Raw genomic sequence first — 11,500 nt, 5'->3', positions numbered from 1 at the left:
GACAACCAGCGCTGCAAGTCCTGCGGCCATGCGAATCCGGGCCGTCCGGCGAAGGGATAGCATTGCAACCGCGGCTTCGCATCGTCTTCGTCGGTTTCGGCGCGATCAATTCGCGCGTGGCCGGTCTGTTGAAGTCACGCAATGCGCCCGTGGATATCGTGGCGGTCGCCACACGGGATGATCCGGCCGAGCGCGCGCTGATCCCGGGCGGCGTGCCGTTCCTCGCCGCTCCGTCCGAACTCGCCGCACTGAAGCCGGACCTCGTGATCGAAGCCGCCGGTCGTGCCGCGATCGATGCCTGGGCGTCGGTCGCGCTCGCCGCATCTCCTGCCATGATCGTCGCCTCGACCTCGGCCTTCTGCGACGATGCGCTGCTGCCGCGCCTTGCGGAGATTGCGGAGAAGCACGGCAGCCGCATCCTCATCCCCTCCGGCGCCATTGGCGGGATCGATGCGCTCGCGGGCGCAGCCGTGCTCGGGCTCGATGCGGTCACACACTCCATCGTCAAGCCGCCGGTCGCCTGGAAAGGCACCCCTGCCGAAAAATTGCTTGCCCTCGCCTCCCTGCACGAACGCATCGTGTTCTTTGAGGGCTCGGCGCGCGAGGCCGCCAGCCAATATCCGCAGAACGCAAACGCGACCGTGGTGACGTCACTCGCCGGCATCGGGCTCGACCGCACCCGTGTCGAGTTGGTCGCGGATCCCGGAGCGCGGCTGAACAGCCATACCGTCACCGCCGAAGGCGCGTTCGGGCGCATGACCATCACGCTGGAGAACAATCCGCTCGCGACCAACCCGAAGTCGTCGGAATTGACCGCGTTGAGCCTCGTGCGCCTGATCGAACAGCGGACCCGGCCGGTCACGATCTGATCACCCGGCGCGCAAACATTGCGCAGCATCAATTCCGGTACACGCAACAGGCGCTATTTTATCCGTTGCCGTTAAGGCCTATAATGCATTCAATCGAATGCATCGGAGCGTACGGAGGCATCTCATGGCCCGGCTGCGTCATTTTGCGGTTTGTGTCGGCGACCTCGACAAGGCGGCGAAATTCTACGGCGACGTGTTCGGCATGAAGCGGCACGGCCGCGAGGACCTGTCGATCGGCTCGGCGATATATATGGGCGACGGCACCATCAATCTCGCGCTGCTCAACTTCAAGGGCGACAAGGGGCACGATTTCGGCGACAAGCCGGAAGGCCAGATCGGCGCCAACCATTTCGGCATCCAGGTCGAGAACATGAAGGAGACCCAGGCGCTGATCGAGAAGCACGGCGGCACCTTCTTCTTCGACCTCGGCGACGAGCGCAAAGGCAATTTCGAACGCAAGTTCAAGGATCCCGAAGGCATCATCTTCGATATTTCGGAGAATGGCTGGGTCGGCACCGACGGCCGCAAGATCAAGGCCGATCCCGCGCACGCCTTCCTCGACGAGGAACTGGTTCCGCAGGACCGCCTCAAGGGCCGCATCAAGCACATGGCGCTGTTCGTGCGCGATCTCGAAAAGCAGGCTGCGTTCTATCAGACCGTGTTTGGGCTCAAGCATCTCGGCTACGACCACCAGCCGATGGGTTCGGCGGTCTATCTCACCGACGGCACCACCAATCTCGCACTCATCTGTCCCAGCATGCCGGCGGACAAATACAAGCCCGGCGCCAATCATTGCGGCTTTCAGGTAGCCGATCTGCAGGAAGCTGAGGCCAATATCGCGCAGGCGGGCGGATCGTTCTTCTTCGATTTCGGCGATGCCAAGCACGGCAATTTCGAGAAGAAATTCAAGGACCACGACGGCGTGGTGTTCGATATCTCCAAGCACGGCTGGGTCGGCACACCGACCTACACGGCGAAGAGCACAGCCGCGATGGAGCCGGCCAAGTAGCGGCGAGCGGTTACTCGGATACCGCGACAAAAGCGCCACAAAAGTTCGATCGCGTCAAAAATTGCGCGCCCTCAATGTCAATGATATAAACTGTCGATCCGTCGTTGGCGGTGGAGCGACGGTTATGGCCAGCAAAAAACCTGAAACGGCGCGGGCGATCGTCAAAGACGCCATCGCGTCGCTGAGCAAATGGCTCGGCACGCGCAAAACCGTCGAATCCGCCAAAACAACCCGCCTGCCACCACGGCTGGTCCGGCCCTTGGCCGATGACGACGGCGCCGAGAACAAGCGCATCGCATTGTAGTATTGTTTCTTGTGCATTGAAGCGCCTGTTTAAGGCGCGGACCGGTCGCACGCGCGCCTTTCGAAGGTCGCTTTAAGTCCCCGTCGGCACATGCCGCGCCGTCTTGGTACGCTGCGCGATCATCCATTTCGACTTGCCGGCTAAGGTCAGAAACGCGCGGCGCAGCGGCGTCGGCCAGGTTGTCGGAAGCCCAAGAAAGACCGAGATGCGCTGGGTATGCTCGGTCAGCGGCCGTTCGTTCGCTTCCCAGACTTTCAGCGCCGTCGTCATGTCAGGCTCGCGGTCGAGATAATAGGCGAGCGACAGGCCGTTCATCATCGAACATCCCGCGCCCTGCCCGATATTCGGCGGCAGCGCATGCGCGGCATCGCCCAGGACGGCGACGCGGCCGGCCGACCATTGTTTCAGGCGGACATATTCGAAGCGGTCATAGCGCGCGTCGTCGGTAATCCGGTCGATCAGGTCCGCCCAATGCGGAAACGATCGCTTCCAGTCGGCCTTGTCGATCGGCGTGCGTTTCCCGATCTCGTCGGAATACAGCATGGTGAGCGCGATATAGACCTCGGTCTCGCTCACCGGCGTATAGAGAATGCGCCGGCTGCCCGACCAGTTCTCGATGGTGGTGCCGCCGTCGCCGGATGCCATTTCTTCCGGCGTTTTCGGAATCAGCACCCGGATTGCGCCGTCCGGCAGGCCCTTGCGTTTCGCGACCAGGTTCAGCGAATCCCGGATCTTCGAATTCACGCCGTCACCCGCGACGATCAGATCGGCCTTGTGGCGCGTCCCGTCGGCCATGATCAGTTCGCCGTCCGGCGTTGCCGCCACCGCTTCGGAACCCAGCACGATGTCCACGCCGTTCCTGCGCGCAGCATCCGCCATCGCATTGATCACGCGCTGGCGCACCACAGAGAAGACGCGCTTCGACGGATCCCAGCGATGCACCGAGAGCACCTTGTTATGCTCGTCGCGCATCTCGCGGGTATGCGCGAAGGGCGCGCCCTTCACCGCCTCGTCATAGGCGCCGAGCGTTTCCAGAACGCGCAGCCCGTTCTCGTAAATATAGATGCCGGCCCCGCTCGGCCGCAGCTCGGGCGAGCGTTCGTGCAGCCGCACGCTCCAGCCGCGTTGCGCCAGGGCGCCCGCGGCCGCGAGCCCGGAAAAGCCGCCACCGACGATCTCGGCATGTCGTTTGTTGGACATTTTCCGTACTCTCCACTGTCATGGCCGGACTTGACCCGGCCATCCACGTCTACGCGAGAATTGTCGAAGACGTGGATGCCCGGCTCACGGCCGGGCATGACGGCGGTGGGTTTCAGCCTGACGGTCGCCTGGCTATTTGATGAACTGGTTGGTATACAGCTCCTCGACCGGTGTCTTCTTCTGGATGAAGCCCTTCTCCAGATAGAAGTCCTGCAGCTTCGACAGCCGCTCCGGGTTGATCTCGCCGAGCTTGGCCTGATTGCCATAGACGTGCTTGGCGTAATAGTTCAATGCGTCCTTGACCACCTGTTCCTTGCCCTTCCAGGTCGGCACGAACTTGACGAAGTCCTCGGCCGCCTGATCGGGGTTGTCCATCACGTCCTTCATGCCGCGCATTGCCGCGGACACGAATTTCTGGATCATCTGCGGATTCTTCTTGATCATGTCGTCGGACACCGCGATGCCCTGCGCCAGATGCGGGAAATACTGATCGGTCGGGATCACCTTCACCTTGGTGCCGGTCGCCTGAACCATCGCGAGCCAGTCCGGCACGCCAGCCATGCCCTGCGACTTGCCGGTGGCGACCGATTCCCAGACGCCGGTCGGGCCGGCCTGCTGGATGTTTACGTCGCTCTGGGTCAGACCGGCGCTGGCAAGCAGGCCGATCAGCGCATAGAAGGTCGTGTCCTGGAACGACAGCACGGTCAGTGTCTTGCCTTTGAGATCCGCAGGCTTCTCGATGCCGGCATCCTCGCGCACCACGGTCTGCATGAAGCCGTTGCCGCCGAACAAGGCGACGATCTTCACCGGCACGCCATTGGCGCGCACCATGATCGGCCCGTCGCCGACAATGCCGCCGATCGGGGCATTGCCCGCGCCGACCATCTTTGCGACCTCGACGCCGCCGCGCGCGACCTGGAAGTCGACGTCGAGACCGGCTTCCTTGAAGTAACCCTTGCCCAACGCGAGCTGCAGCGGCGCGAAGGCCGGCAGGACCGGCGGCGCCGGAAACAGATAGGTGACTTTCTCCCGCGCCATCGCTTGCGGCGATGCAGCAAGGCCAAGTCCCAAAGCGGCGCCGAGCGCGGCCAGCGCCAATCGCCGGGTCATCGGAAATTTCGTGCTGCCAGACATTGTGTTTTCCCTCGTGGTCAGTGCTCGTGACGTTGTGCCCCAGCGCGCGGGCGTGACATTCCGCATTTGGTCTTACTATACTCGACAGTATCGCAACGACAACCGAGCATCGCGCGGCAAGTGGTCCGATTGTTGCTCTTGAACGCGGCTGCCAGAAGCGCGTCTGCGCGAAATGGCGGCTGACCGGGCTGTGAGGGGGGGTGATCTGAGCATGAAGCGGCTCGAATACCGCGACGTCACGATGCGTTTCGCGGGCGCGAAGGGCGCCGTGTTCACGGCCATCGAGAATGTCGACTTTTCGGTCGGCGACGGCGAGGTGGTGTCGCTGATCGGCCCCAGTGGCTGCGGCAAGAGCACCCTGCTCAATATCGGAGCAGGCCTTTACGCACCGAGCCTCGGCGAAGCCTATGTCGACGGCGAGCGCGTCGAAGGCCCGAACGAGCATGTCGCTTTCATGCTGCAGAAGGATCTCCTGCTGCCATGGCGCACCATCGAACAGAACGTGATGCTCGGCACCGAGATCCGCAAGCTCGACGGCGCCGACAGCCGGCGCAAAGCGCGCGAGCTGCTGCAGGCCTTCAAACTCGGCGAATTCGCCGAACGCTACCCGCACCAGTTGTCCGGCGGCATGCGCCAGCGCGCCGCGCTTGCGCGCACACTTGCGGTCGATCCTTCCGTGCTGCTGCTCGACGAGCCGTTCTCCGCGGTGGACGCTCAGACCCGCATCATGCTGCAGCACGACCTGGCGCAGACCCTGATGCGCGCGAAAAAGACCGCGCTCCTGATCACCCACGACCTGCTCGAAGCGGTGATCCTGTCCGACCGCGTTTTGGTCATGAGCAAGCGGCCGGGGAAGATCATCGACGAGATTATCATCGACATTCCCGGCCGCGACCACCCGCTGCAGCGGCGGCGCGATCCGAAGGTTGCAGGCTATATCGCCCGGCTGATGGACAAGCTCGATATCGGAGAACATCCCGCGCAGGAGACAGCGCAAGCGACGGATCAAGAAACGCCGCAGAAGGAAGTCGTACAATGAACGCCGACCGCTCCGCCCTGGTCCGCAACGGCACCATCGCAAGCGTTGCGATGTTCATCGTCTTTGTCATCGCCTGGGAATGGGGACCGGGGCTGCTCGGCATCCCGCCCTATATCGTGCCGCCCTTGTCGGCGACCTGGAACGAATTCCTGCGGATGTGGAGCGTCACCGGGCTGCCCTTCCATACCGGCATCACCGCCTTCGAGGTGCTGGTCGGTTTCCTGCTCGGCAGCCTGCTCGGCGCGCTGATCGGCTATCTGCTTGGCATGTCGCCGACCGCCGAATTCGCGCTCTCGCCCTATATCCTCGCGTTGCAGATCGCGCCGAAGATCGCTTTCGCGCCGCTGTTCATCCTGTGGATGGGCTTTACCATCTATCCGAAAATCCTGGTCGCGATCCTGATCGTGTTCTTCCCGGTTATGGTCAACGTCCTGACCGCGGTGCGCAATGTCGATCCCGACCTGATCAACCTCGCCCGCTCGTTCAAGGCGACGCGCTCGCAGATTTTCTGGAAGATCGAGTTTCCGGCCTCGCTGCCGCCGCTGTTTGCGGGCCTGCGCATCGGCTCGACGCTCGCCGTCATCGGCGTGGTGGTCGGCGAACTGGTCGGCGGCAATTCGGGCCTCGGCTATCTCCTCTCCTTCGGCGAGGGCCAGGGCAATACCGCGATGGTGTTCGTCACCATCATCATGCTGACCATTGTCGGCGGCGTCGCCTATCTGCTCGTGATCCTCCTGGAGATGCGGGTGCTGCATTACATGCCGCGCCGCGCGGCCGGCGGGATTTGACGCATCGTCCCCGCGAAAGCGGAACCCATAACCATCGGTCTGGAATGGGCCCGCCCTTCGCGGGGACGACAATGGCGCCTTACCCCATCACATGCCGTAACGCAGCATCGATGCGGGCATCGACCTCGCGCGCGGACGGTCCCTTGTCGATGCCGAGCAGCATCTTCAGATGCGAATAGCCGCGCAGCAATTCCAGAAATTCCTCCGCGGTGCGGCGCGGCTCGCCGATCTTGAGCGCCGGATCGTTGCGATGCTTGACGAAATAGCCCTCCAGCGAATCGATACAGGCCTGCGGGCCGGTGGTGTAGAACAGCCGGCCGAGCTTCGGAAAGCGCCGTGCCTCGGCGATCACGATGCGATGCAGTTCCGCGGTATCGCGCGCGAAAAAAATCTCGGTCATCTTGCGCGCGAAATTCCGCAGGGCTTTGTGCGGCGGCAGCGCAAAGATTTCCTCGATCTCCTCGGTGAAGAGCTGCTGGCAGGATTCGGTGACGACGCCGGCAAACAATTCCTCCTTGCTGCCGAAATGCCGGTAGACCGTCATTTTCGACACGCCCGCGGCCGCCGCAACCTCGTCCATGCTCGCATCGCCGAAGCCGTGCTTCAGGAACACGGCCCGCGCGCCCTTCAGGATCGCCTCGCGCTTCCTGTCGGAGAGCCCGTTGCGGCCCGGCGCCGCAGCCTTTTCAAAAGCCAGCGTCACGATGCGTCTTCCTGCTTGCCGTAAACGATACTCCGCAGTATCGTTTGGTTCAATTCCAATTCGAAATGCGTCCGGAGGATCAGGCATGCAGACCCCGAACGACCTCGCCTCAGCCGTACAGCCTGCGCGGGTTCACCGCAAACTCTACACCGATCCGGAGATTTTCGAACTGGAGATGCAGCGCATCTTCGGCAAGGCATGGCTCTATGTCGGCCATGAGAGCCAGGTGCGCAATCCGGGCGACTATTTTCTGACGCAGGTCGGCCGCCGCGCCATGGTGGTCACGCGCGACGAAAGCGGCACGCTGCGGGTTCTGCACAATCAATGTGCCCATCGCGGCGCAATGGTCGTGGCGTCGGATTGCGGGCACGCCAAGGAATTCCAGTGCGTCTATCACGGCTGGACCTATCACCTCGACGGGCGGCTGAAGGCGGTGCCGCTCAATCACGGCTATCCCCAGGATTTCGACACCAAGAATCCGCGCACCGCGATGACGCAAGTGCCGCGCGTCGAAAGCTATCGCGGCTTCATCTTCATCAGCCAGTCTCCCGAGGGCAAAAGCCTTAAAGAGCATCTCGGCCACATGGCGACCTCGATCGACGACATGGTCGACCGCGCTCCGGACGGCGAGATCGAGGTCGCGGGCGGCGTGTTCCGCCACGTCTATAACGGCAACTGGAAACTTTATCTGGAAAACCTCTGCGACGCTGCGCATCCCTGGTTCACGCATCGCTCCTCGATCGACGCCGCCCAGCAGCAGAGCGATGAGGTCTATTCCGACGGCACCGGCGAGATCGCGATCCGCCAGATGCGCCAGAACGGGGCGCCCTATTCGTTCTGGGAAAACCAGGTCGGCATCTGGACCTATCCGAACGGGCATTCCTATCTCGGCGATTATCACGACGACAAGAAGCTGATTGCGTCGATGGAAGACCCGCTATTCCGCGAATATATTGCGATCCTCGAAGCCAAGAAGGGCAAGGACGAGGTCAAGCGCATCCTCGAAGTGCGGCGCTGGAATTCCAACATCTACCCGAACCTGTCTTTCATGAGCTCGTTCCAGCAGCTGCGGGTCATCCACCCGCTGGCGGTCAACCGCACGCTGGTCTGCACCTATAATTTCAGGCTGAAAGGCGCGCCGGAGCAGATGTTCCGCAACACCATCGCGTTCGCCAATATCGTCAACGGCACCGGCTCGCTGGTGCTGACCGACGATCTGGAAATCTACAACCGTGTCGGCATTGGGCTTGCGAGCGAAGGCGCCGAATGGATCGAGATCGGCCGCGGCTATACGAGCGACGCGCGCGACGAATATGGCGGGCTCAAGGGTAAGAACTCGACCAGCGAAGTGTATATCCGCAACATGTTCGACGCCTGGCGCGGCTATATGCTGGGCGAAACCGCGTCGCAAAACGAGATGAAGGCCAGCGCATGACCGCCACCGCACGCAAGGCCGCCGGTGCCCTCGCCCGCGGCGACGCCGAGGATTTCCTGATCCACGAGGCACGCCTCCTCGACGACGCCCGCTTCGACGAATGGCTGGCGCTGTTTACGCCGGAAGCGCACTACTGGGTGCCGAGCGAGCCCAATCAGAAAAGCGCGCTCGACACCGTTTCTCTGATGTATGACGACCGCCGGCTTCTGGAGACGCGGGTGCGCCGCCTCGCCTCCCCGCGCATCTATTCGCAGGAGCCGCGCTCACGCACCAGCCGCATCGTCACCAATGTCACCATCGAGGGTGGCGCAGGCAGCACCACCCAGGGCTCTACCGAAGTCCGCTCCAAATTCATGATCGTCGAATACCGCCGCGAGGAGCAGCGCATCTTCGCCGGCACCTACCGGCATACGCTGGTGTCAACCGGCGGCGACATCCGGATCGCCTTCAAGCGCGTCGATCTCGTCAATTGCGACGCACCGCTGGACGGGCTGGTCGTGCCGTTTTGACCGCTTGTGATTCCGGGGCGCGGCCGAACGCCGCGAACCCGGAATTCAGTTGCGTTCGCAGACTTGAGTGAATTCCGGCGCTTCGCACCGGTCCGGAATGACCGGTAATCCTACGCCGGCACCAGCGCCAGCACGCGCAACGGGCTGCCCGAGCCCTTCTCGATCTTGAGCGGCGGCGTGATCAGGATCGCGCCGGTCGGCGGGAGCTGATCGAGATTGGTGAGGCTCGCCAGCCCGAACTTGTTCGCGCCATGCATCAGGTGATGCGCCGGGAACGCCGGCTCAAATGCGAAGGCCTGACCGGCATCGGTGCCGACCGCCTCCACGCCCCAGCCATTGACATTGCGCTGCTGCACCAGGAATCGCACCGCGGCGGCCGAGGGTCCAGGCACATGCGGGCCGTCTTCCTTCATGTTGAGGAAGCGCGCCGGATCGTCGCGCTTCGACCAGTCGGTTCGCATCAGCACCCAGGCGCCGTCCGGAATGCGGCCGTGCTTGGCTTCCCAGGCTTCGATATGGGCGGGTTCCAGCAGGAATTTCTCGTCGGCCGCGGCCTCCTTGCTGCAATCGATAACAACCGCCGGCGCGACGAAGCGCTGCACCGATACCGTGTCGGTATAACCGTCGGCATAATGCTGGCCGGTCACCCAATGCGCCGGCGCATCGAAATGCGTGCCGGTATGCTCGCCGCAGGCGATGTTGTTCCAGTACCAGGCCGGGCCGCGCTCATCGTAGCGCGAGATTTCCGAAATGCGGAACGGATCGGACGGCGCGAAAGGCGGCGGCAGCTGGATCACCGGCGTCGACGGCTTCAATGTCTGGGTCAGATCGACCACCTTGATGCGGCCATCGGCGATGAAGGAAGCGAATTTCGTGAGAAGCTCCGACACGTCGTCATCCTCTTCGTCGTTGGCAAGCTGATCTTGTACAAGCGGATCTTTGGAAAGCGGATCGTGCGCAAAATACCCGACCGGAGCGGTCGACGCCGTGGCCTGATCCTTGCCAGGATCGGCCTTTCCTGTGAACAGCTTCATCGCCCGGCCGAAGCCGCTTGCGACAATATCGATGTCGTTGGCCACCACGACGATCGGGTAGCCGTCTTTGCGTCTCGCCAGTGCCGCGTCTACATTGAGCGTGAAAATTCCGCATGCCGTTCCGGCCGCCTTGCAGGCCTGCAGGACCGCCGCGCAGGCTTCGCCGTGCCGCTGATCGACATGGGGAAAGCCGCCGAGCGAGATCGCAAGATCGCCTGTGCCGATCAGGACAAAATCGACGCCGGGCGTATTGGCGATCGCTGCGGCATTGCGCACGCCGCGCACGGTCTCGATCATAACGCCGACCACGGTCCGGCGCATCGCGTCGAGATAATATTGCCCGAAGTCGCGCGACAGCGGACGCACACCGCCGCCGGACCGCGTGCCCTCCGGCGGGAAGCGCGCCGCAGCCACGGCAGCGGCGGCTTCCTCGTCGGTCTCGACCAGCGGCACGATAACGCCCTCGGCGCCCGCATCCAGCGCCTGGCCGACCGCGAGCGGCGAATTCTCCGAAACCCGCACCAGCACCGGCGCGGATTTCATGACCACACCGACGGATTCTTCGAGCGAAACGCGGTCCCACAAGCCGTGCTGCGCGTCGATCACCACCGCATCGGGCCTGGCCTGCGCCGCAAGTTCCAGCACCGTGGAGGAACCCAGCGTCATCCAGAACAGGCCGATCGGCTCACTCTGCCCGATCCGGTGACGCAAAGGACTGGAAGACATCGTTCAACTCCAACGCAGGTCGCGGCGCTGGCGACGCGACCTTATCCACTCTGTTTGACGCCGGTGTTTTGTTTGATCTCAGTCTAGCCATTTGCGCGGACAGATGTTCATTTTGTCTTGCCGTACGTATCGCCACAAAGCCTTAAGGTTAATCGCGCGTGCGACCGGCTTCGCCGCGCACCGTGACGGTGCGGAACGGATAATGCGTCGCGGCGCCTTCGAATGCGGGAAATTTGTGAAAGTCCTTGCGCAAGGCCGCGCGCACCGGACTCGCCATTGCCGCATTCATCGCATCGGCATGATCCCACACCGTCTTGTTGCGCTGCATGGAACGGCGCACCGCAAAGGGCAGCGCCGAGATCGCCACCGCAGGCGTGTAGATCTCGATCTTGCGGATGCCGGGAAACTTCGCGAGCAGCGGCGGATGCCCGGTGACATAGAACAGATGCCAGGCGTTCTCGTCTTTCGCCGGGCCTTCATATTCCACCATGTAGCTCAAAAGTCCGTTGGCGCTGTCCGGCGCGGGCTCCGCCACCGGATAGCGGCGCGTCAGCATGGTCTGATGACTCGGGATGGTGGCGGCAAGGCTCGGCAGCATGTCGGCATGCGCCAGCATTTGCAGATAGCCGTGGGGCTTGAGCGCGTGTTCGAGATCGGCGATCTGCGCGAATTCGAGTTGCAACATCAGCGCCGGCGAGGTGTGCAGTTCGGCGGCGTAATGCGGATCGTGCGCCGTCATTGGCGTCATCA

The 11,500-nt window shown here is 62.9% G+C and carries 12 protein-coding genes; 7 read left to right on the top strand and 5 right to left on the bottom strand.

Translation table 11 applies throughout. The features are described from left to right. Nucleotides 1-116: 116 nt before the first annotated feature. The 3 genes from ACK41X_RS13225 (at nucleotide 117) to ACK41X_RS13215 (ending at nucleotide 2,182) form a co-directional block, all read left to right on the top strand. Nucleotides 117-869 carry an aspartate dehydrogenase gene (locus ACK41X_RS13225; protein ID WP_409723865.1) on the top strand — a complete coding sequence of 251 codons (753 nt, stop codon included), beginning with the start codon at nucleotides 117-119 and terminating at the stop codon, nucleotides 867-869. 124 nt (nucleotides 870-993) lie between these two features. Then, entirely contained in the window at nucleotides 994-1,878 is an 885-nt protein-coding gene (locus tag ACK41X_RS13220) for a VOC family protein (RefSeq protein ID WP_409723863.1), read from the top strand. A 124-nt stretch (nucleotides 1,879-2,002) separates the two neighbouring features. Beyond that, a complete protein-coding gene (locus ACK41X_RS13215; RefSeq protein ID WP_409723860.1) occupies nucleotides 2,003-2,182 on the top strand; it encodes a hypothetical protein in 180 nt (59 codons plus the stop codon). A gap of 72 nt (nucleotides 2,183-2,254) precedes the next feature. Here the strand turns inward: ACK41X_RS13215 and ACK41X_RS13210 are convergent, their stop codons facing one another. After that, entirely contained in the window at nucleotides 2,255-3,382 is a 1,128-nt protein-coding gene (locus tag ACK41X_RS13210) for an FAD-dependent monooxygenase (RefSeq protein ID WP_409723856.1), read from the bottom strand. A 132-nt stretch (nucleotides 3,383-3,514) separates the two neighbouring features. Beyond that, a complete protein-coding gene (locus tag ACK41X_RS13205) occupies nucleotides 3,515-4,516 on the bottom strand; it encodes an ABC transporter substrate-binding protein (protein WP_409723853.1) in 1,002 nt (333 codons plus the stop codon). A 211-nt stretch (nucleotides 4,517-4,727) separates the two neighbouring features. On the opposite strand from ACK41X_RS13205, the gene ACK41X_RS13200 reads away from it, so the two are divergent. Next, a complete protein-coding gene (locus tag ACK41X_RS13200; protein ID WP_409723850.1) occupies nucleotides 4,728-5,555 on the top strand; it encodes an ABC transporter ATP-binding protein in 828 nt (275 codons plus the stop codon). Next, complete coding sequence (locus tag ACK41X_RS13195) at nucleotides 5,552-6,343, top strand: ABC transporter permease (protein ID WP_409723847.1); 792 nt, start codon at nucleotides 5,552-5,554, stop codon at nucleotides 6,341-6,343. Before ACK41X_RS13200 ends, ACK41X_RS13195 begins: the two co-directional genes overlap by 4 nt. Before the next feature lie 79 nt (nucleotides 6,344-6,422). Here ACK41X_RS13195 and ACK41X_RS13190 read toward each other — a convergent pair whose 3' ends face one another. Continuing rightward, nucleotides 6,423-7,046 carry a TetR/AcrR family transcriptional regulator gene (locus ACK41X_RS13190; RefSeq protein WP_409723844.1) on the bottom strand — a complete coding sequence of 208 codons (624 nt, stop codon included), beginning with the start codon at nucleotides 7,044-7,046 and terminating at the stop codon, nucleotides 6,423-6,425. 85 nt (nucleotides 7,047-7,131) lie between these two features. Between ACK41X_RS13190 and ACK41X_RS13185 the strand changes: the two genes are divergently transcribed. Continuing rightward, entirely contained in the window at nucleotides 7,132-8,481 is a 1,350-nt protein-coding gene (locus tag ACK41X_RS13185) for an aromatic ring-hydroxylating oxygenase subunit alpha (RefSeq protein ID WP_409723842.1), read from the top strand. Next, the gene (locus ACK41X_RS13180; protein WP_409723840.1) at nucleotides 8,478-8,990 is read left to right on the top strand and encodes an aromatic-ring-hydroxylating dioxygenase subunit beta; all 513 of its coding nucleotides are present in this window, start codon (nucleotides 8,478-8,480) and stop codon (nucleotides 8,988-8,990) included. Before ACK41X_RS13185 ends, ACK41X_RS13180 begins: the two co-directional genes overlap by 4 nt. 110 nt (nucleotides 8,991-9,100) lie before the next feature. On the opposite strand, the gene ACK41X_RS13175 is transcribed toward ACK41X_RS13180, so the two are convergent. Both ACK41X_RS13175 and ACK41X_RS13170 read right to left on the bottom strand, forming a co-directional pair. Next, nucleotides 9,101-10,750 carry an aldolase/citrate lyase family protein gene (locus ACK41X_RS13175; protein WP_409723837.1) on the bottom strand — a complete coding sequence of 550 codons (1,650 nt, stop codon included), beginning with the start codon at nucleotides 10,748-10,750 and terminating at the stop codon, nucleotides 9,101-9,103. Between the two features lie 148 nt (nucleotides 10,751-10,898). After that, the gene (locus ACK41X_RS13170) at nucleotides 10,899-11,498 is read right to left on the bottom strand and encodes a hypothetical protein (RefSeq protein ID WP_409723834.1); all 600 of its coding nucleotides are present in this window, start codon (nucleotides 11,496-11,498) and stop codon (nucleotides 10,899-10,901) included. Nucleotides 11,499-11,500: the final 2 nt, after the last annotated feature.

The organism is Pseudorhodoplanes sp. (genome assembly GCF_046289595.1).
Lineage (GTDB): Bacteria > Pseudomonadota > Alphaproteobacteria > Rhizobiales > Xanthobacteraceae > Pseudorhodoplanes.
This window is presented reverse-complemented; position numbering and strand designations above follow the sequence as displayed.

Bases quoted from the DNA above. Each gene is read 5' to 3' on its own strand.
- ACK41X_RS13175 (WP_409723837.1), bottom strand. From the start codon at position 10,750: ATGTCTTCCAGTCCTTTGCGTCACCGGATCGGGCAGAGTGAGCCGATC.
- ACK41X_RS13185 (WP_409723842.1), top strand. From the start codon at position 7,132: ATGCAGACCCCGAACGACCTCGCCTCAGCCGTACAGCCTGCGCGGGTT.
- ACK41X_RS13195 (WP_409723847.1), top strand. From the start codon at position 5,552: ATGAACGCCGACCGCTCCGCCCTGGTCCGCAACGGCACCATCGCAAGC.
- ACK41X_RS13170 (WP_409723834.1), bottom strand. From the start codon at position 11,498: ATGACGCCAATGACGGCGCACGATCCGCATTACGCCGCCGAACTGCAC.
- ACK41X_RS13210 (WP_409723856.1), bottom strand. From the start codon at position 3,382: ATGTCCAACAAACGACATGCCGAGATCGTCGGTGGCGGCTTTTCCGGG.
- ACK41X_RS13215 (WP_409723860.1), top strand. From the start codon at position 2,003: ATGGCCAGCAAAAAACCTGAAACGGCGCGGGCGATCGTCAAAGACGCC.
- ACK41X_RS13220 (WP_409723863.1), top strand. From the start codon at position 994: ATGGCCCGGCTGCGTCATTTTGCGGTTTGTGTCGGCGACCTCGACAAG.
- ACK41X_RS13200 (WP_409723850.1), top strand. From the start codon at position 4,728: ATGAAGCGGCTCGAATACCGCGACGTCACGATGCGTTTCGCGGGCGCG.
- ACK41X_RS13180 (WP_409723840.1), top strand. From the start codon at position 8,478: ATGACCGCCACCGCACGCAAGGCCGCCGGTGCCCTCGCCCGCGGCGAC.
- ACK41X_RS13205 (WP_409723853.1), bottom strand. From the start codon at position 4,516: ATGTCTGGCAGCACGAAATTTCCGATGACCCGGCGATTGGCGCTGGCC.